Source organism: Nocardioides aestuarii (assembly GCF_039527245.1).
Lineage (GTDB): Bacteria > Actinomycetota > Actinomycetes > Propionibacteriales > Nocardioidaceae > Nocardioides > Nocardioides aestuarii.
The window spans coordinates 479,364-498,187 of record NZ_BAAAJT010000003.1; the positions used below are offsets into that span (position 1 = coordinate 479,364).

The window sequence follows — 18,824 nt, forward strand, 5'->3', positions numbered from 1 at the left end:
TTACGCGAGGGGCCGCTCCCCTCAGGAGCCGCTGACCAGGGTCTCGACGGCGGTGGACCGGTCGAGGTGGTCGAGCACCTTCACCTCCGGGGACTCCAGCATCCGGTAGGCGGTGAAGAAGGCATCGAGCTCCTCGAGGAACGCCGACGGCAGGTCGGAGACGTCCGAGAGATGGTCGCTGTGGTGATCCCGCTCCGGCACGACGAGCAGCTTGGTCTCCTCGATGTCGCCCACCTGGAGCAAGTAGCCGCCGATCACCCGGACCGGGACGTGAACGCCCGGGAACGTCGGCTCGTCGATGAGCACCAGGGCGTCGAGTGCGTCGCCGTCCTCACCGTCGGCGCCGACGATGTAGCCGTACTCACCCGGGAAGCCGGCCGGACCGCCGAGGCGGCGATCGAACCAGATCGTGCCGTCGTCCGAGGCCTCGTACTTGTTGCGGCTGCCCCGCGGGATCTCCACCACGACGTCGCACCGTCCGTCACGGTGCCTGGCCATCCTGTCGTTGCTCATCCAGCGACGCTAGCGACCGGCCCTCACGCCCGTCGAACCCGCACCAGGACACCGATCTTGTCGATCCGATGCTCCGGGTTGTCGAACCGATCGGCCCAGTAGTTGCCCGCGGCATGGTCCTCGAGCGTCGCGCAGGTCGAGAGCGTCAGCATCGCCCGCGTCGGCTCGGCACCCGGACGTCCGGGGACCGCCGCCCGCTGCTCGCGCAATGACGCAGCCGAGCGGAACGACGTCTCCCGGGTCGCGACGATCCGGTAGACATAACGTGATCCCCCGCTCTCGACGTGGACCACGTCGCCCCGTGCGAGTCGCGGCAGGTAGCGGAACGGGGCCGTCGACGAGAGCCGGTGGCCGGTGACCTGGTAGTTCCCGATCCCGCCGGGGCCCGTGCCACCCCCGGGACCGTGCGGGCTCGCGAGGTCGCCACCGTTCTGGATCGCGGTTCCCCGCGCGTCGTCCGTCCGGCCGCGGTAGGCCACGACGTCGAGCTGACGCAGCCCCAGCCTCGGCACGGTCAGGGTCGCTGCTGCCGGCGTGCCCTCGGAGGGTCGGGGTCGGTCCGACCGCTCGGACGGCTCGGACGACGGGGTCGAGGACGGCGCCGACGATGGGCTCGACGACGACGGCTCGACGGAACGTGGCTGGTCCGACGGGCCCGGGCGCGGGGCCTCCCGGACCTCCGCCGGGCCTCCCCCGCACCCCGCGAGCGCCACGGAGGCGAGGGCGAGGACGAACGGCCGCAGCATGCTCACGACGGTACGTCGCCGACCCCGACCTCGTTGCCGTCGGCGTCGTGGAAGACCGCCTTGCGCACGCCGCCGTCGTACTCCTCCACCCGCGCCGGTACGACGCCACGCCCACCGGCCGCGGCGAGGAAGTCGTCGAGCGACGTCACCATGAGGGTCGCCAGTGACTGCCCCGCGCGAGGCGCGTCCTCCAGGACGTAGAGCGCCCGGTGCTCGGCGAGGATCCACACCGCCTCGCGGGAATGAGCCCAGAAGGTGGGTGCGAGGCCCAGCAGCTGCTCGTACCACGCGGCTGCGGCGTGGGCGTCCGACACCGCGATGCCGGCGAAGAGGTCGACGCCCCCGAGGTCCATCCCGCCACAATGGCACGCGTGAGTCCCGCGACGCCCTACCTCGAGGTCGACATCGGCCGGCTCGACCGCAACATCGAGCGGGTGGCGGCCGAAGCCGCCACGGCGGGTGTCGCCCTGCGGCCGCACGTGAAGACCCACAAGTCCCCCGACATCGCCCACCGCCAGCTCGCGGCCGGCGCCGTCGGTGTCACCGTCGCCACCGTCGGTGAGGCCGAGGTCTTCGTCAGGGCTGGCGTCACCGACGTGCTCGTCGCCTATCCCCTGTGGCTCACCGACGACGCCGCCGCCCGGGTGAGGGCCCTGACGGAGCAGGCGGTCCTCACCATCGGTGTCGACAGCGTGACCGGGGCTGCCCGCGCGGCCGACCTGCTCGCGGGATCGGACGTCAGGCTGCTCGTCGAGGTCGACTCCGGCCACCACCGCACCGGCGTCCCGCCCGAGCACGCGGGTGCGGTCGCGCGTGCGGCCCGCGGCAGCCTCGCTGTCGTCGGCGCCTTCACGTTCCCCGGCCACAGCTATGCACCCGGTGCCGGGGCCGACGTCGCCCGGCAGGAGGCGGCCGCGCTGACGACGGCGGCGGCCTCACTCCGAGGGGCGGGCATCGAGCCCCTGGTGCTCAGCGGGGGCTCGACCCCCAGCCTGGCCGAGGCCGACACCGACGTCGCCTCCGAGCTGCGGCCCGGCGTCTACGTCTTCGGCGACGCCCAGCAGTGGGAGCTCGGCTCCTGCTCCCCCGACGAGATCGCGCTGACCTGCCGGTCGACCGTCGTGAGCCACGCGAACGGCCGGATGGTGCTCGACGCGGGCAGCAAGGTGCTCGGCGCGGACCGCGCGGCGTACAGCTCGGGGCACGGCCGGCTCCTGGACGACCCCGACGCCCGGGTCGTGCTGCTGTCGGAGCACCACGCGGTGGTCGAGACCGAGCAGCCGCTGCCGCCCCTCGGCTCCACCGTGCGGGTCGTCCCCAACCACGTCTGCAACGCCGTGAACCTCGTCGACGAGCTGTGGGCAACCGGTCCGGCGAGTGCGCCGAGCCCGTGGCGCGTGGCGGCCCGGGGGCGCAACTCCTGAACGGGCCGCCTACGATCACGCGCATGTCGCTCCGCGCCCTCGCAGCCGTTCCCGTCCTGCTCCTCCCGCTCGGCCTGGCCGCGTGCAGCGAGGACGGCACGTCCACCGCCACCGAGCCGGCCTCCGACGTCGAGACGACGCAGTGCGAGTACGTCGAGGGTGGTGCGCCCCCGGCCAAGGAGGTCGACGCCCCGTCGGCCGATGCGCCGGCCGAGGGCGAGACGCCCGTGACGCTGGAGACCTCGGCCGGCACCTTCGAGCTGACCCTCGACGACGCGGCGACCCCGTGCACCGCTCACTCCTTCGCCTCCCTCGCCGAGCAGGGCTACTTCGACGGCACGACCTGCCACCGGCTGGTCACCAGCGGCATCCAGGTCCTCCAGTGCGGCGACCCGAGCGGCACCGGGAGCGGCGGGCCCGGCTACTCGTTCGCCGACGAGCTCTCCGGCGAAGAGACCTATCCGGCCGGGACGCTGGCGATGGCCAACGCCGGCCCGGACACCAACGGCTCGCAGTTCTTCATCGTCTACGGCGAGACCCCGCTCCCGCCGCAGTACACCGTCTTCGGCACGGTGTCCGAGGACACCGTCGCCGCGATCGAGGAGGTGGCCGCCGACGGCTCGACGCCGCCGAACGACGGCGCGCCCAACACGCCCGTCGACATCGAGTCGGCCGACGTCGGCTGACCGCGGACCTCAGTCGTCGGCGCCGTCGTAGACGACGGGTTCCCCGATCGCGACGGTGCGCGACACGGTGCACAGCCGGTCACGCGACTGGCGGATCGATCGTGCGAGGACGGCGCGGGCGGCGTCGCCCTGCTCCCCCTCGGGGAAGGTCACGTCGAAGGCCACCCTCAGGTCGACGAGGTGGTTGCCCTGCGCGTCGCGGACCTTCTCCCCGGACGCGGTGACCCGGAAGGAGTCGGCGTCGGAGCGCTTGCCCGTGATCAGCTCCACGTCGATCGCGCTGCACCCGGCGATCGCCGCCAGCAGCATCTCCACGGGCGTGAAGTCGGGGTCCTCTCCCCCGCTGCCGAAGACGACCTGTCCGCCGCGGGCGTTGGTGGCCTGGAAGCGCTGGGCGCCGATCTTGGTCAGCTCGACGGCACGGTGGCTCTCTGAGGTCATGGGCCTCAGCCTGCCACGGAGCGGCGCCGACCCGCGGGGGTCACTCCCCCGGCGCGCGCCGCCAGACGCGGAGCCGTCGCTGGCGGGGGCGGTCGAGCTCCACGGTCCGCAGCAGGGCGATCTCCCGATCCGTGTGAGTCCGTCCGTCGACGATCCCGTAGGACAGGTACTGCGTGCTCATGGTGGTCGATCCTCCTGATCAGGGTGGGGAGAAGAGTAATGACTAAGACGCCTCAGGCGCCTCTTACATTCTAGGGGTACGTCCGCGTCCGTCCGGCATCGCGACGCACGTGATCTCCCCCACCCGTACCCGCCGTACGCCGAGGGGCGGGCCGGGTGCCCGCAGGCACCCGACCCGCCCCTGCGGTGTCGCGTCTCAGGAGGCCCCGTCGGTCAGCGCCGGATCCTCACGTCGATGAACTTGCCACCGCGGACCACGAGGTCCTGCGGAGCCGACACGGCCTGGGCCGGACCGGCGTCGCCGCGGGTGACGTGGAGCAGGGCGACGACCTCGTCGTTGCGCGCCATCCCCTCGAGCGCCGCCTCCATCTCGGCCGGGGTCTCGGCGTCGTAGACGTCGCCGCTCCACATCGACGCGCCGCCCGTGACCTCGAGGAAACCGCCACGGCTGGTGCGCTTGGGCACCTCGACCACCAGCGGGACCCTCTTGCTGCCGTCGGCGTTGGCGATGGTGGCCCGCAGCTGGAGCGTGCCGCCCTGCTTGACGACCGCGGGACGTCGGCGGTTGACCGTGGTCCACGACCCGCCGCGCTTCTGCTCGACCTTCTTCATCCGGTACATCGCCGTGTCGTCGGTGACGTCCGCGGTCGCGTCGACGCTCGTGACCTGGACGTCCTGCATCGACGACATCACCCACATCACGTCGGCGATGTCCCAGATGCTCTCGAAGGAGATGTCCCACTCCGAGGTGTAGCGGTCGCCGAACTCGATGGTGAACGGCGCGCCGTCGGCGTCGGTGCCCTCGACGGTGAAGGTCGCCGCCTCGGTGCCGCCCTGGATCGCGTCGACCACGACGTCGTGGTTGGCCAGGATCTGGGAGAAGGTGATGTCGGCGTTGTAGTCCTGCACGAGCGAGGCGCTGCTGCCGGTGCGGTCACGGTTGCCGTAGACGACCGTCGAGGTCACGTCGGTCTCGTCGGGGGTCTGCCCGACGGTCCCGCTGATCCCGGTGAGGCGGTCCTGGAGGATCGTGCCGGCCGGGGTGCCCATGTTGGCGACCTTGAAGCTGGCGATCAGGTCCTTCTGGACGTAGATCGCGTCGGCCGGCATGAGCCCGAGGCTGGTCTTGCCGCCGTAGGTCATCGGGTGGCCGAAGCCGATCAGCCAGTCGTCGCAGACGCTGGTCACGGTCCCGACCCCACCGGCGGTGATGTCGCCGTAGGAGATCGCGGCACCGAGGTTGCCACCGGCCACGAGGTCGGCGGGACCCGCGTCGACGGCCGCCGACGCGGCACCGGTCGCACGCATTCCCCGCGTGTGGAGGTAGTCCGGGCCCTTCTTCTTCAGCTGCTTGACGCGCTGCTGGCTCAGGCCGGAGAAGCCCATCGACATCGGCAGCTGCGCGAAGCCCTGCTGGGCCTGGCTGCGTGAGACGTCGCTGTCGGCGGCGATGGCGCGGGCTGCCTTCGCGCCGACCTGGACCTCACGGGCCGGAGCGGCCGGGGCGTAGTCGTCCATGTCCTCGTAGGGCGTCACGCCCGCGATGGGCGACGGGCCCCACGCGAGGCCGTAGGCGACGGCGCCGAGGAGCTCGCCCGACTCCGTGTAGACCGGCGAGCCGGACATGCCGGCCCAGATCCCGTTCTCGTCGATGGCGGTGTCGCCCGCGGCCGACGAGAAGTCGACCATGATCATGTCGACGCCCGGCGCGATGCCGCCGTCGATCTTGCCGAGCACGGTGCCGACGAACTCCTTGGGCTCGGTGCCGCGCACGACGGTCTTCGTGGTGACGGTGGCGCCGTCCCCCTCCTCGAGCGAGGCGAAGTCGGCCATGTCGAACGTGGTGTCGCAGTTGCCGGGCTCGGCCGAAGCCGGGGTGGCGACGACCGACGCTGCCCCTCCGAGCAGCGTCAGGCTCGCCACGAACGCAGCCGCGCCGCGACTGCGTGAGGTGGTGATCTTCATTGGTGTCTCTCCCTCTCCGAGATGAGCCCGTGGGCCCCCGTTGTCGACCGGTAGGACGTCGGATGGAGGCAAAAGGTTGCCTGCGTCACACCGGCGGTTGATTCTGATCCCGCAACGGCGCCGGCGGATGGGTACGAGGGCCCGGATCAGGTCACGGAATGGTCACGATCCCGGACGCGGAGCGAGGGCCTAGGCTCGCAGTCGTGAGCACGGTGGAGAGGCCCGGACCGACGGCCCGCGTCGAGGTGGTCGAGCACGTCGGGGACGAGGGACGACGCCGCGAGGACCGGGTCGTCGCCGAGGAGCCGCTCGAGCTCCGGCTGGCCTGGCCCGGCACCCCGGCCCACCGCTCCTGGGTGACGATGCGTTCGCCCGGCCACGACTTCGAGCTGGCCGCGGGCTGGGTGCTCCACGAGGGACTCACCGGGAGGCACGGCGTGTCCTCCGTCGCCTACTGCACCGACGAGGACCTGACGCCGCAGCAGGAGTTCAACGTCGTGACCGTCACGCTCGCGGCAGCCCCCGCGCGGGCCCCCGGGACGCGCCACGCAGGGCACACCACGGGCTCCTCGGCGTGCGGCGTCTGCGGCAAGGACAGCATCGAGGAGGCACTCGCGGTCTTCCGCGGCACGCCGTACGCCGGGCCGGCTCTCGAGCCGGACGTCGTGCGCTCGCTCCCCGACCTGCTCCGGCTCCACCAGCGCACCTTCGAGTCGACCGGCGGTGCGCACGCGGCTGGGCTCGTCGACGGCAGCGGGTCCATGCTCGTCGTGCGGGAGGACGTCGGGCGCCACAACGCCGTCGACAAGGTGACCGGCGCCCGGCTGCTCGCCGGGCTCGACCCGGGCGCCGCCGCCCTCGTCGTCAGCGGGCGTGCCGGCTTCGAGCTGGTGCAGAAGGCGGTGGCCGCCGGCGTCGGTGCCCTGGTGGCGGTGGGCGCCCCGACCTCCTTGTCGGTGTCGCTGGCGACCCAGTCGGGCCTCGCGCTCTACGGCTTCACCGGCCGCTCACGGACGGTGCGCTACGCCTGACCCGCGGGGCCCGACTTGGCCTGCGCCGCGAGGTTTGCCACGGTGGAGGGGTCTGAGACCACCAGCACCCCACCGGAAGGCAGACATGCTCATCCTCACCGACAACGCCACGGCCGTCGTGAAGGGCTTCGCGGACCAGATCCCCGAGGCCGAGGGCCTGCGCATCACCAGCGGCACCAGCGACGAGCCGTCGCTCGCCGTGACCCCGGCGAACAGTGCCGAGCCGGGTGACTCCGTCGTGGAGCAGGACGGCGCGACGGTGTTCCTCGACGAGAGCGCCACCACCCTCCTCGACGACAAGGTGCTCGACGCCCGCGTCGACGCCGAGGGCAACGTGGAGTTCGGGCTGGGCCAGCAGGCCTGAGCCCCGCGCGGGGCGGCGTGGGGCCGCAGGCCTGTCGGCGCTGCCGCCTACCGTCGTCCCGTGCGCATCCTCCACACCTCCGACTGGCATCTCGGCCGGTCCTTCCACCGTGAGGGGATGCTGCCGGCCCAGGCCGGCTTCGTCGACCACCTGCTCGACGTCGTCGAGTCCGAGTCGGTCGACCTGGTCGTCGTGGCGGGCGACGTCTACGACCGGGCGCTCCCCGGGGTCGACGCCGTGGCGCTCGCCGACGAGACCTTCGCCCGGCTCGCCGCGTCCCGCGCCCGGGTGGTCGTGACCAGCGGCAACCACGACAGCGCCCAGCGCCTCGGCTTCGGATCGCGCCTGATGGACGCAGCCGGCGTCCACGTCCGGACCGACGCCGCCTCGGTCGGCACGCCCGTGGTCGTCGGCGCCGACGACGGCGACGTGGCCGTCTACGGCCTGCCCTACCTCGACCCCCAGCTGCTGCGCGAGCCGTGGCAGCTCCCGGCCCGCTCCCACGAGGCCGCGCTCGCCGAGGCGATGCGCCGGGTGCGCGTCGACCTCGCCGGCCGACCGTCCGGCACCCGCTCGGTGGTGCTGGCCCACGCCTTCGTCGCCGGGTGCGCGCCGAGCGACTCCGAGCGCGACATCAGCGTCGGCGGTGTCTCCATGGTCTCGGCCGACGTCTTCGAGGGGGTCGACTACGCCGCGCTCGGCCACCTCCACGGGCCGAGCACCGTGACCGACCGGGTGCGCTACAGCGGGTCACCGCTGGCCTACTCGTTCTCCGAGGCCGGCCAGCGCAAGGGCACCTGGCTGGTGGACCTCGCCGCAAGGGGGCGGGTCTCCGCCGAGTTCGTCGACGCCCCGGTCCCGCGGCCGATGGCCGTGCTCCGCGGGCACATCGACGCCCTGCTCGACGACCCGGGCCTCCAGCCCCACGAGGGCTCCTGGCTGCAGGTCACGCTCACCGACGCGCTGCGCCCGACGCAGGCAATGGCCCGGCTGCGCCGCCGCTTCCCCCACACCCTGTCGCTCCACTTCGACCCCGAGGGCGCCTCCCCCGTCTCCTCACCCGCCGCTCGCACCTCGGGTCGTAGCGACCACGAGGTGGTCCTCGACTTCGTCGGCGACCTCCGGGGCGTCCCGGCCACCGACGCGGAGGCCACCCTGCTGCGTCAGGCCGTCGAGGCCTGCTGCCTCGATCCCGAGGCGGCCTCGTGAGGATCCACCGGCTGCGGATCCAGGCCTTCGGCCCGTTCGCCGGTGAGGTGGAGGTGGACCTCGACACCCTGAGCGACGCCGGGCTCTTCCTGCTCACCGGCGCCACGGGCGCCGGCAAGACCAGCGTGCTCGACGCGATCTGCTTCGCGCTCTACGGCGCCGTGCCCGGGGACCGCCAGATCGCGAAGCGGCTGCGCTCCGACCACGCCGCACCCGGAGTGGCACCCGAGGTGACGCTCGAGCTGACCCTCGCGGGGCGTCGCCTCCGCATCGACCGGTCACCGTCCTGGCAGCGCCCGAAGAAGCGGGGCGACGGCACCACGACCGCGCAGGCGTCGGTGCTGGTGCAGGAACGGGTCGACGGGACCTGGGTGCCCCGGTCCTCCCGCCTCGACGAGGCGGGCCACCTGCTGAGTGGTCTCCTCGGCATGACGCAGACGCAGTTCTGCCAGGTGCAGATGCTTCCCCAGGGCCGCTTCCAGGCGTTCCTGCGGGCAGGGTCCGACGACCGCCAGCGACTCCTCCACCAGCTCTTCCGGACCAGCCGGTTCGAAGCGGTCGAGGCCTGGCTCCGCGACCACCGGCGGAGCCTGGGGCGCGAGGCCGCCCGCCACGAGGCCGGGGTCGCGGCCCTGGTCAACCGGACCAGCGAGGCGGCGCGGCGCGAGACACCCTCCTCCTGGACGCTCCCCCACCTGGCCGAGGTGGCCGACGAGATCTCCCCGTGGGCCGACGCGCTGAGCCGGGAGGCCGACGAGCTCCACTCCTCGACCGTGACCCGGCTCGACCAGGCGGTGGGTGCGGAGGCCGACGCGCGCGCGGCCCTCGACGACGCCCGCGCGCTCGCGGGGGTGCAGCAGCGCCACCGCGCAGCCCTGGCCGAGCTCGGCGCGCTCGACGCCGCCGCGGGCGACCTCGCCCTCGACCTCGCCCGGCTGCGAGCCGGACGACGGGCCGTCCCGGTGCTGGGCCACGTCGAGTCGGTCCACCGCGCGACCCGCCGCAGCGACGCCGCCCGGACCCTCGCCGCTCGCGACCTCGGCCGCCTCCGGGAGCTCCTCGACCAGGTCCGACCCGACGACCTCGGCGCCGTGATCGACGACACGACACGCTCGCTGGCCACCGTCCACGCTGCCCTGCCCCGCCTGGCCGAGCTCGACGACGTCCGCCTCGCCGTTGCCGGCGACCAGGAGCGCCTGCGCTCCCTCGCCGACGAGCTGGGGGCCCTCGACGACGAGCTCGCGTCGCTGCCCGCCGCGCTCGCCGACCACGCGGCGGCCGAGCTCGACGCCCAGCGTGCTGCGGACAGCCTGGCGGCGGCGGAGGACGAGGTCGGCGTCGCGCGGGAGCGGCTGGCAGCCGGGCGCGAGGTGGTCTCACTCCTGCGCCGGCGCACCGACGCCGAGACCTTGCTGCGCGCAGCCGTCGACGACGTCCACGCCCGCAAGGAGCACTGGCTCGACCTCCAGGAGCGTCGGCTCTCCGGCATGGCCGCGGAGATCGCCCTCGGCCTCGCATCGGGCCACGACTGTCCCGTGTGCGGCAGTGCCGACCATCCCCACCCGGCCCAGGCCCTCCCGGGGTCCCCCGACGCCGAGGCGGTCCGTCGGGCGCGCAGCGACGTCGACGACGCCGAGGTGGTGCGCCATGCGCGCCAGCTCGCGCTGGCCGACCTCGACGCCCGGACCACGGCGGCGCGCGAGCGGACCCGCGGCGCGACCATCCCGGTGCTCGAGCGCGAGCTGGCCGACCGCGAGGGCCGGGCCTCGCGGCTCCGCGCCCGGGCCACCCGGCTGCCCGGCCTCGCCGCTCGGCGCGAGCGGGCCGACGAGCGGCTCGCCGAGGTCCGGCTCCGGGTCCACCACCTCCACGGCGACCGGGCCAGCACCGCCTCGGCGCTGGCCCAGCGCGAGCAACGCCTCACGGTCCTGACCGACGAGCTGGACACGCTGGTCGACGGCACCGGTCACGACACCCTGCCTGCGCTCGCCGAGAGCCTCGAGCGGCGCCTGGTCGCGGCTCGGACCGCACACCGGTCCCACGAGGACGCCGTCCGGGAGGAGCAGCAGCTCGACGAGGTCTCCGCGAGGGCAGCCGCCGCCGCGACCCAGCAGGGATTCGACGACCCGGCCGCCGCCCAGGAGGCGGCGGAGGCGGCAGGTGACCTGGACGAGCTGCAGGCCCTGGTCGACCGCCACCGGCAGCGGCGGGCCGCGGCCGAGGCGACCCTGGCCGACCCCGACGTCCGTGCGGCAGCGGCAGCCGCGGAGCCGGACCTTCCCACCCTGGTCGGCGACCACGAGGCGGCACAGGCAGCACTCCGTGCCGCCCACGACGCCGAGGCCACCGCGCGTCGACGCACCGCGCGTCTCGACGGACTGGTCGCCGATCTCCACGAGCACCTCGCAGCCTGGTCGCCGGTGCGCGCCCGTCACGCCCTCGCTGATCGGCTGGCGTCACTCGCCGACGGCTCCTCACCCGACAACCGGCTCCGGATGCGGCTCTCCGGCTATGTCCTCGCCGCACGGCTGGCCCAGGTCGTCGCCGCCGCGAACGAGCGGCTGTCGGCCATGCTCGACGGCCGCTACCAGCTCGAGCACTCCGACGACCGCGGAGCGGGCGAGACGCGGGGCGGCTTGAGCCTCCGGGTGCGCGACGAGTGGTCCGGCGAGTCGCGTGACCCGGTCACGCTGTCCGGCGGCGAGACGTTCGTCGTCTCCCTCGCCCTCGCCCTCGGGCTCTCCGACGTCATCAGCCACGAGGCCGGAGGCGCAGAGCTCGACACCCTCTTCGTCGACGAGGGCTTCGGCACCCTCGACGCAGACAGCCTCGACCACGTCATGGACATGCTCGACTCGCTCCGCGACGGCGGCCGCGTCGTCGGCGTGGTCAGCCACGTCCCCGAGCTGCGCGACCGGATCCCCGCGCAGCTGCACGTCGAGAAGCGACGCGCAGGCTCCAGGACACGTCAGGCGAGCGCCCCGGCACCCATGCGTTAGCGTCGCGCCCATGACCGGAGCCGAGCTCGATCCGTCCTTCCTCGCGCTCCCCTACCGCGACCTCGGCGACGTGGCCCTCTCACGCGCCCGCGAGCTGGGGGCCAGCCATGCCGACTTCAGGTTCGAGCGGGTGCGCTACCAGCGCCTGGGCGTCCGCGACGGCGTCCTCCAGGGCGCGGCCGACTCCGAGGACCTCGGTTTCGCCGTCCGTGTGATCCATCGCGGGGCGTGGGGGTTCGCGGCCGGGGTGATCCTCACCCGCGAGGAGGCCGTCGCCGTCGCCGAGCGGGCCGTCGCGGTCGCCGGCGTGGCAGCCGAGATGACGACCACGAGCGTCGAGATCGCCGACGAGCCGGTGCACGACGACGTCACGTGGGTCTCGGCCTACGACGTCAACCCGCTGAGCGTGCCGGTGAAGGACAAGGCAGCGGTGCTGACCGGGTGGACGGACCGCCTCCGTGAGCACCCGGTCGTCGAGCACGCCACCGCCTCCCTCCAGCAGGTGCAGGAGAACAAGTACTACGCCGACCTGACCGGGACCCGTACCACCCAGCAGCGCGTGCGTCTCCAGCCGCACTTCGAGGCGATGGGCACCGACGCCACCAGCGGCACCTTCGACTCGATGGCCTCCATCGCTCCCCCGGTGGGGCGCGGATGGGAGTACGTCACCGGTGACCTGTGGGACTGGGACGCCGAGCTTGCCGAGGTGCCCGGGCTGCTGGCCGACAAGCTCGCCGCGCCCTCCGTCGAGGCCGGTACCTACGACCTCGTGGTCCACCCCTCCAACCTGTGGCTCACCATCCACGAGTCGATCGGTCACGCCACCGAGCTCGACCGTGCGCTGGGCTACGAGGCCAACTACGCCGGCACGTCCTTCGCCACCTACGACAAGCTCAACACGCTCCAGTACGGCACGACGGTCATGAACGTGACCGGCGACCGCACCGTCGAGCACGGACTCGCGACGGTCGGCTTCGACGACGAGGGTGTCGAGACGCAGTCGTGGGACATCGTGCGCGACGGGGTCCTCGTCGGCTACCAGCTCGACCGGGCCATGGGACGCATGAAGGCGGAGCTCAACGGCGGACGGTCCAACGGATGCGCCTACGCCGACTCCCCCGGCCACGTGCCGATCCAGCGGATGGCCAACGTGTCGCTCCAACCCTCGCCCGACGACGTCTCCACCGACGACCTGATCAGCCGGGTCGAGCGCGGCATCTACGTCGTCGGCGACAAGTCCTGGTCGATCGACATGCAACGCTTCAACTTCCAGTTCACCGGCCAGCGGTTCTTCCTGATCGAGGAGGGCCGGCTCGCGGGCCAGCTCCGCGACGTGGCCTACCAGGCGACCACCACCGACTTCTGGGGGTCCATGGAGGCCGTCGGGGGCCGCGACACGTGGGTCCTGGGCGGCGCGTTCAACTGCGGCAAGGCCCAACCGGGTCAGGTCGCCGCCGTCAGCCACGGCTGCCCCACCGCGCTGTTCCGCGGCGTCCGGATCCTCAACACCACCGACGAGGCAGGCGAGCGATGACCACCCACACCCCGCAGTCCCTGGTCGAGCACGCGCTCGCCACCTCGACAGCCGACGGCTGTGTCGCCATCGTGCGCGACTCGACCCACGCCAACCTGCGGTGGGCCAACAACACCCTCACCACCAACGGCGTGATGCACGGCATCGACGTCACCGTCGTCTCGGTCGTCCGCGGCGCCGACGGCACGTCCTCGGGCTCGGCGAGCGGCAGCGCGTCCACGCCTGAGCAGGTGGCGGACCTGGTCGCCGCGGCGGACGCCGGTGCGCGTGACGGATCCCCGGCCGAGGACGCCGCCGACCTGGTGACCGGGGACGCGGCACCCGACTGGGACGACGCTCCGGTCCCGACCGACATCCACGTCTTCGACACGTTCGCCCCGGCGCTCGGCGAGGCCTTCGGACGGGCCGGGGACGCCGGCCGCGTGCTCTACGGCTTCGTGAGCCACTCCCACGTCACGACCTACCTGGGGTCCTCCACGGGCCTGCGGCTGCGCCACGTGCAGCCGACGGGCCACTACGGCTGCACCGGCAAGGACACCTCCCTGACCCGCTCCGCGTGGGTGGGGGGCGCGACTCGCGACTTCGCCGACGTCGACGCGCTCGCTGTCGACGAGACCCTCGCCACACGTCTGGGCTGGGCCCAGCGACAGATCGACCTCCCCGCCGGCCGCTACGACACGATCATGCCGCCCAGTGCTGTCGCCGACGTGATGATCGACGCCTACTGGTACGCCGGCGGCCGCACGGCCCACGAGGGACAGTCGGTCTACAGCCGTCGTGGCGGCGGCACCCGCGTGGGCGAGCAGATCGCCCGGCAGGGCGTGACCCTCTTCTCCGACCCGGCCCTGCCTGGTCTGGAGTGCCAGCCGTTCGCCACCGCTGCCAGCTCCGACAACGAGCAGTCGGTCTTCGACAACGGCCTGCCCCTCGCCCGCACCGAGTGGATCGCCGACGGCACCCTGGCCTCGCTCCTCCAGACCCGGCACTCGGCCGGCCTGACCGGGCTGCCGCTGACGCCCTACGTCGACAACCTCGCCCTCACCGTCGACGGCGCGACCGGTGGCATCGAGGACCTGGTCGCCGGGATGGACGACGGGCTGCTGCTGACCTGCCTCTGGTACATCCGCGAGGTCGATCCGCAGTCCCTGCTGCTCACCGGGCTGACCCGCGACGGGGTCTATGTCGTCAAGGACGGTGAGATCGTCGGCGAGGGCAACAACTTCCGCTGGAACGAGAGCCCGGTCGACCTCCTCAACCGGTTCACCCACGCCAGCGCCACGGTGCCGAGCTTCAGCCGCGAGTGGGGCGACGACTACTTCTCCCGCACCGCCACCCCGGCGCTGCGGATCCCCGACTTCAACATGTCCAGCGTCTCGCAGGCCCGCTGACCCTCACCGGGGGTGGCCGCCGGGGATCTCCACGTCCGGGTCGTAGGGCGTCCGCGTGTAGACCCACGTCGCGCACTCGAGGTGGCTGACGCTCCCGTCCGGGCGTCTGTGCACCTGGAGCGTCTCACCCCGGTGATAGCCGGAGACACCGACGAGGTGGGACCCCACGAGCACGAAGCGGTCACGCATGGTGCCGGCGAGCGCGACCACGTCGAGCCCGTCGTTGTGCCAGCGCACCTCGTGGGCGCTGTTGCCCCAGAACCACAGGCCCGGCAGGCCCGCGGCCTCCGGGGGCACCGTCACCGTCGGCACCCACGGTGCGGGGACGTCGTCGATGAAGTCGCCGTCGATGAGGTCGAGGGCCAGCTGGTGGGTGTCGATGCCGGTGGTCGCGTTCGTGAGGACGGCCGCGCCGATACCGGACCCCGGGTCGACCACCAGCCGCGCCATGAAGCCCGGCATCGACCCGCCGTGGCCGACGAGCAGTCCCCCGGCGTTCGCCGAGACCTGGAGCCCGAGCCCGTAGTCGTCGCGCACTGGGAGCGACATCTCGTGCAGGGTGGACGGGTCGAGGAGGTCGGGCCGGCTGCCGGCCAGGAACTGTCCCCAGGTGACGAGGTCACCGATCGTCGACCACAGCTGGCCCGCGGGCGCCATGGCCCCGGTGCTCGTCAGCGGCTCGAGGCACCGCACGCCGGTGAAGTGGTCGACGCTCCAGCCCGGCTGGGCGTGGGGACGGGGCAGGTAGGACGTCTGGGCGAGCCCGAGCGGCGTGATCAGCACGTCGGTGACCAGCTGCCGCCAGGGTCGGCCGGTCACCCGGGCCACGACCTCGCCGAGGAGGCCGTAGCCGAGGTTCGAGTAGTGGAAGTAGCCACCAGGCGGCGCCACGCGGCCGCTGCCGTCGTTGGCGGCCACGAGAGCGTCGTAGTCACCACCGCGCGACCGCTCCCACCACGGCCCTGATGGCTCGCTCTGCATCCCCGACGTGTGGCTGAGCAGCTGACGTGACGTGACGTCGGAGTATCCGATGTCACCGAGGTAGCGACCGACGGGCGCATCGAGGTCGACGAGACCCGCGTCTCGGGCCTGCATCACGAGCACCGCCGTGAACGTCTTGGTGATCGAGCCGATGCGGTACTGCCCGGCCAGCCCACCGCCGCGACCGGAGGCGCCCTCCCACACCACGCCGTAGCGATCGAACACCGCGCCGACCACCGAGGTCAGGCGACCGGCGGCCTGCGCGACGTCGAGACACACCTGGCGGCGCTCCACCACGGGCTCGGTCATGGAGCGACCCTAGACCGCGGTGGCGCGTCCACCGGGCAGATCAGGCGAATGCCTCGGGCGGCGGGCAGGCACAGACCAGGTTGCGGTCGCCGTAGGCCTGGTCGATCCGCGCGACCGGCGGCCAGTACTTGTCCGGGTCGGGTCCGGTGGGGAACACCGCGAGCGCACGGTCGTAGGGACGGTCCCAGTCCTCGACGAGCACCTGCGCCGTGTGGGGTGCGTGCCGGAGGGGCGACTCCTCAGCGCTCCACTCCCCCGCCGCGACCCGGTCGATCTCGGCCTTGATGGCGATCATCGCCTCGCAGAAGCGGTCGAGCTCCTCGATGTCCTCCGACTCCGTCGGCTCGACCATCAGGGTGCCGGCCACCGGGAAGGACATCGTCGGGGCGTGGAAGCCGTAGTCGACGAGGCGCTTGGCGACGTCGTCGACGGTGACACCGGTGGCCTTGGTCATCGGGCGCAGGTCGAGGATGCACTCGTGGGCGACCAGCCCACCGTGACCGCGGTAGAGCACCGGGAAGTGCTCGTCGAGCCGCGAGGCGACGTAGTTGGCGGAGAGCACCGCGACCGAGGTCGCCGTCGTGAGCCCCGCCGCACCCATGAGCCGGACGTAGGCCCAGGAGATCGGCAGCACGCCCGCGGAACCGTAGGGCGCCGCGCTGATGGGGCCGATGCCCTCACGCTTGCCGGCCTCCGGGTGGAACGGGTGGGAGGGGAGGTAGGGCGCGAGGTGCTCGCGCACCGCGACCGGTCCGACCCCCGGACCGCCGCCACCGTGGGGGATGCAGAAGGTCTTGTGGAGGTTGAGGTGGGAGACGTCGCCGCCGAACTCGCCGGGACGCGCGTGGCCGAGCAGTGCGTTGAGGTTGGCCCCGTCGACGTAGACCTGGCCCCCGTGGTCGTGCACGACCTCGCACAGCGTGACGATCCCGTCCTCGTAGGCGCCGTGGGTCGAGGGGTAGGTGACCATGATCGCGGCGAGGTCGTCGGCGTGCGCCTTGCACTGCGCGCGGAGGTCGTCGAGGTCGACCGAGCCGTCCTCGGCCGCCTTCACCACGACGACGCGCATGCCCGCCATGACTGCCGACGCCGCGTTGGTGCCGTGGGCCGACGACGGGATCAGGCAGACGTCGCGCTGCTCCTCGCCGCGCGCCCGGTGGTAGCCACGGATCGCCAGCAGCCCGGCCAGCTCGCCCTGGGAGCCCGCGTTGGGCTGGATCGACACCCGGTCGTAGCCGGTGACCGTGGCGAGCCACGCCTCGAGCTGGGAGACCAACACCTGGTAGCCGACGGCGTCCTCGGCCGGGGCGAAGGGGTGGAGGTCGGCGAAGCCCGGCAGCGAGACCGGCTCCATCTCGGTGGTCGCGTTGAGCTTCATCGTGCACGAGCCCAGGGGGATCATGCCGCGGTCGAGCGCGTAGTCGCGGTCGGAGAGCCGCCGGAGGTAGCGCAGCATCTGGGTCTCGCTGCGATGGGTGTGGAACACGGGGTGGGTGAGGAAGTCGGTCGTGCGCGCGAGCTCGGGCGGGAGCGCGTCGAGCGGCTCGGTCGCGTGGGGCGAGACCCCGAAGGCGTCGTGCAGCGCCCGCAGCGTGTGCGGGCCGCTGACCTCGGAGAAGGACAGCCCGACGGTGTCGGCGTCGACCAGCCTCAGGTGCAGCCCGCCCTCGCGCGCGCGCTTCACGACCTCCGCGGCACGCCCGGGTGCCGACACGGTGAAGGTGTCGAAGAACCGGTGGGTGCCGACCTCGTGACCTGCCTGCTCGAGCGAGGCGGCAGCGCGGGCCGCGAGCTCGTGGGTGCGCCGGGCGATGGCCCGCAGCCCCTCGGGTCCGTGGTAGACGGCGTACATCGACGAGACCACGGCCAGCAGGACCTGCGCGGTGCAGATGTTCGAGGTCGCCTTGTCGCGGCGGATGTGCTGCTCGCGGGTCTGGAGGGCCAGCCGGTAGGCCGGGCGGCCCTCGGCGTCGACCGAGACGCCGACCAGGCGACCCGGCAGGTGGCGCTCGAGCCCGGCTGCGACGGCGATGTAGCCGGCGTGGGGACCGCCGTAGAACAGCGGGACGCCGAAGCGCTGGGACGACCCGACCACGACGTCGGCGCCGAGCTCCCCGGGCGACTCCAGGAGCGTGAGGGCGAGCAGGTCGGCGGCGACAACGGCCAGGCCCCCGCGCTCGTGCACCTGCTCGATCACCGGCCGGGGGTCCAGCACGTGCCCGCTGGCCCCGGGGTACTGGACCAGCACGCCGCACGCCGGGCCCTCCGGCAGTCCGTCCGCCAGGTCGGCGACGACCACGTCGATGCCCATGGCGTCGGCGCGGGTGCGCACGACCTCGATCGTCTGGGGCAGCGCGTCGGCGTCGACGACGAAGGGGCCCTCGGCCTTCCGGTTGGCGCGGCGTACGAGCGTCATGGCCTCGGCGGCCGCGGTCCCCTCGTCGAGCAGGGAGGCGTTGGCGGTCGGCAGGCCCGTGAGGTCACCGACGACGGTCTGGAAGTTGATCAGCGCCTCGAGCCGGCCCTGGGAGATCTCCGGCTGGTACGGGGTGTAGGCGGTGTACCAGCTGGGGTCCTCGAGCACGTTGCGGCGGATCACCGCCGGAGTCCGCGTGGGGTGGTAGCCCAGGCCGATCATCGCCTCGGCGGGCTGGTTGCGGGCCGCGAGCTCGCGCAGCTCGTGGGCGACGGTCGCCTCGTCGGCGGCCGGTGGCAGGTCGAGGGTCGCTGTGGACCTGATGGCCGGCGGGACCGCGTCGGCCATCAGCGCCTCGAGCGAGTCGTAGCCCAGCCGCTCGAGCATGGTGGCGACGTGGTCGGGACGGGGTCCGACGTGGCGATCGACGAAGGGTTCGGTCACGGGTGGCTCCTCGGAACGACAAGGGGTGGTGTCGGTCGGATCACCCTCCCCCTCTGTCGCCCGAGAGGCTCCAGAGTTGCCTGGCCCGCGCGGTCCGGGCGCCTGAGAGGTTCCGGGGAGGATTTGCCCCTTCGGCGCTCCGCGGCCCCGCGGTGGCGGGGCTCGGAGACTCTCCCGCACGGGATGAGTCAGCG

16 protein-coding genes and 1 riboswitch are annotated in these 18,824 nt (G+C 73.0%); of the genes, 8 read left to right on the forward strand and 8 right to left on the reverse strand.

Features of this window, described 5'->3' with window-relative positions; genetic code table 11:
- Window positions 1-21 precede the first annotated feature (21 nt).
- The 3 genes from ABD091_RS19880 to ABD091_RS19890 are packed head-to-tail and all read right to left on the reverse strand — an operon-like array spanning window position 22 to window position 1,612.
- On the reverse strand, window positions 22-513 hold the full coding sequence (locus ABD091_RS19880; protein WP_343921777.1) for an inorganic diphosphatase: 492 nt from the start codon (window positions 511-513) through the stop codon (window positions 22-24).
- A 23-nt stretch (window positions 514-536) separates the two neighbouring features.
- On the reverse strand, window positions 537-1,259 hold the full coding sequence (locus tag ABD091_RS19885) for a class E sortase (RefSeq protein ID WP_343921778.1): 723 nt from the start codon (window positions 1,257-1,259) through the stop codon (window positions 537-539).
- Between the two features lie 2 nt (window positions 1,260-1,261).
- Window positions 1,262-1,612, reverse strand: a complete 351-nt coding sequence (locus ABD091_RS19890; protein WP_343921779.1) for a VOC family protein — start codon at window positions 1,610-1,612, stop codon at window positions 1,262-1,264.
- An 18-nt stretch (window positions 1,613-1,630) separates the two neighbouring features.
- Here ABD091_RS19890 and ABD091_RS19895 point away from each other — a divergent pair, with 18 nt between their 5' ends.
- Entirely contained in the window at window positions 1,631-2,683 is a 1,053-nt protein-coding gene (locus ABD091_RS19895; RefSeq protein WP_343921780.1) for an alanine racemase, read from the forward strand.
- A gap of 23 nt (window positions 2,684-2,706) precedes the next feature.
- Window positions 2,707-3,369: a peptidylprolyl isomerase gene (locus ABD091_RS19900; protein ID WP_343921781.1), complete on the forward strand. Its 663-nt coding sequence runs from the start codon at window positions 2,707-2,709 to the stop codon at window positions 3,367-3,369.
- A gap of 9 nt (window positions 3,370-3,378) precedes the next feature.
- Here the strand turns inward: ABD091_RS19900 and ABD091_RS19905 are convergent, their stop codons facing one another.
- The 3 genes from ABD091_RS19905 to ABD091_RS19915 all read right to left on the reverse strand — a co-directional run bounded on the left by ABD091_RS19905 (window position 3,379) and on the right by ABD091_RS19915 (window position 5,955).
- The gene (locus tag ABD091_RS19905; RefSeq protein ID WP_343921782.1) at window positions 3,379-3,810 is read right to left on the reverse strand and encodes an OsmC family protein; all 432 of its coding nucleotides are present in this window, start codon (window positions 3,808-3,810) and stop codon (window positions 3,379-3,381) included.
- A 40-nt stretch (window positions 3,811-3,850) separates the two neighbouring features.
- On the reverse strand, window positions 3,851-3,991 hold the full coding sequence (locus ABD091_RS19910; RefSeq protein ID WP_343921783.1) for a hypothetical protein: 141 nt from the start codon (window positions 3,989-3,991) through the stop codon (window positions 3,851-3,853).
- Between the two features lie 212 nt (window positions 3,992-4,203).
- The gene (locus ABD091_RS19915) at window positions 4,204-5,955 is read right to left on the reverse strand and encodes a hypothetical protein (protein WP_343921784.1); all 1,752 of its coding nucleotides are present in this window, start codon (window positions 5,953-5,955) and stop codon (window positions 4,204-4,206) included.
- Window positions 5,956-6,158: 203 nt separating this feature from the next.
- Here ABD091_RS19915 and ABD091_RS19920 point away from each other — a divergent pair, with 203 nt between their 5' ends.
- From ABD091_RS19920 to ABD091_RS19945, 6 genes are all read left to right on the forward strand, one after another.
- A complete protein-coding gene (locus ABD091_RS19920) occupies window positions 6,159-6,986 on the forward strand; it encodes a formate dehydrogenase accessory sulfurtransferase FdhD (RefSeq protein ID WP_343921785.1) in 828 nt (275 codons plus the stop codon).
- An 85-nt stretch (window positions 6,987-7,071) separates the two neighbouring features.
- Entirely contained in the window at window positions 7,072-7,350 is a 279-nt protein-coding gene (locus tag ABD091_RS19925; protein ID WP_343921786.1) for a Fe-S cluster assembly protein HesB, read from the forward strand.
- A 60-nt stretch (window positions 7,351-7,410) separates the two neighbouring features.
- A complete protein-coding gene (locus tag ABD091_RS19930) occupies window positions 7,411-8,559 on the forward strand; it encodes an exonuclease SbcCD subunit D (RefSeq protein ID WP_343921787.1) in 1,149 nt (382 codons plus the stop codon).
- Complete coding sequence (locus tag ABD091_RS19935; RefSeq protein WP_343921788.1) at window positions 8,556-11,558, forward strand: AAA family ATPase; 3,003 nt, start codon at window positions 8,556-8,558, stop codon at window positions 11,556-11,558. The genes ABD091_RS19930 and ABD091_RS19935 overlap by 4 nt, the downstream gene beginning before the upstream one ends.
- A gap of 10 nt (window positions 11,559-11,568) precedes the next feature.
- A complete protein-coding gene (locus ABD091_RS19940; RefSeq protein WP_343921789.1) occupies window positions 11,569-13,092 on the forward strand; it encodes a TldD/PmbA family protein in 1,524 nt (507 codons plus the stop codon).
- On the forward strand, window positions 13,089-14,480 hold the full coding sequence (locus tag ABD091_RS19945; RefSeq protein WP_343921790.1) for a metallopeptidase TldD-related protein: 1,392 nt from the start codon (window positions 13,089-13,091) through the stop codon (window positions 14,478-14,480). The genes ABD091_RS19940 and ABD091_RS19945 overlap by 4 nt, the downstream gene beginning before the upstream one ends.
- A gap of 3 nt (window positions 14,481-14,483) precedes the next feature.
- Here ABD091_RS19945 and ABD091_RS19950 read toward each other — a convergent pair whose 3' ends face one another.
- Together ABD091_RS19950 and gcvP are read right to left on the reverse strand one after the other, a co-directional pair.
- The gene (locus tag ABD091_RS19950) at window positions 14,484-15,770 is read right to left on the reverse strand and encodes a serine hydrolase domain-containing protein (RefSeq protein WP_343921791.1); all 1,287 of its coding nucleotides are present in this window, start codon (window positions 15,768-15,770) and stop codon (window positions 14,484-14,486) included.
- A gap of 40 nt (window positions 15,771-15,810) precedes the next feature.
- On the reverse strand, window positions 15,811-18,573 hold the full coding sequence (gene gcvP / locus ABD091_RS19955) for an aminomethyl-transferring glycine dehydrogenase (RefSeq protein ID WP_379190176.1): 2,763 nt from the start codon (window positions 18,571-18,573) through the stop codon (window positions 15,811-15,813).
- Between the two features lie 137 nt (window positions 18,574-18,710).
- Window positions 18,711-18,817: riboswitch (glycine riboswitch) on the reverse strand.
- Window positions 18,818-18,824: the final 7 nt, after the last annotated feature.

Coding starts and splice junctions, on each gene's coding strand:
- ABD091_RS19950 (WP_343921791.1), bottom strand. CDS start 15,770: ATGACCGAGCCCGTGGTGGAGCGCCGCCAGGTGTGTCTCGACGTCGCG.
- ABD091_RS19945 (WP_343921790.1), top strand. CDS start 13,089: ATGACCACCCACACCCCGCAGTCCCTGGTCGAGCACGCGCTCGCCACC.
- ABD091_RS19905 (WP_343921782.1), bottom strand. CDS start 3,810: ATGACCTCAGAGAGCCACCGTGCCGTCGAGCTGACCAAGATCGGCGCC.
- ABD091_RS19885 (WP_343921778.1), bottom strand. CDS start 1,259: ATGCTGCGGCCGTTCGTCCTCGCCCTCGCCTCCGTGGCGCTCGCGGGG.
- ABD091_RS19910 (WP_343921783.1), bottom strand. CDS start 3,991: ATGAGCACGCAGTACCTGTCCTACGGGATCGTCGACGGACGGACTCAC.
- ABD091_RS19940 (WP_343921789.1), top strand. CDS start 11,569: ATGACCGGAGCCGAGCTCGATCCGTCCTTCCTCGCGCTCCCCTACCGC.
- ABD091_RS19880 (WP_343921777.1), bottom strand. CDS start 513: ATGAGCAACGACAGGATGGCCAGGCACCGTGACGGACGGTGCGACGTC.
- ABD091_RS19900 (WP_343921781.1), top strand. CDS start 2,707: ATGTCGCTCCGCGCCCTCGCAGCCGTTCCCGTCCTGCTCCTCCCGCTC.
- ABD091_RS19915 (WP_343921784.1), bottom strand. CDS start 5,955: ATGAAGATCACCACCTCACGCAGTCGCGGCGCGGCTGCGTTCGTGGCG.
- ABD091_RS19925 (WP_343921786.1), top strand. CDS start 7,072: ATGCTCATCCTCACCGACAACGCCACGGCCGTCGTGAAGGGCTTCGCG.
- ABD091_RS19890 (WP_343921779.1), bottom strand. CDS start 1,612: ATGGACCTCGGGGGCGTCGACCTCTTCGCCGGCATCGCGGTGTCGGAC.
- gcvP (WP_379190176.1), bottom strand. CDS start 18,573: ATGCTCGAGCGGCTGGGCTACGACTCGCTCGAGGCGCTGATGGCCGAC.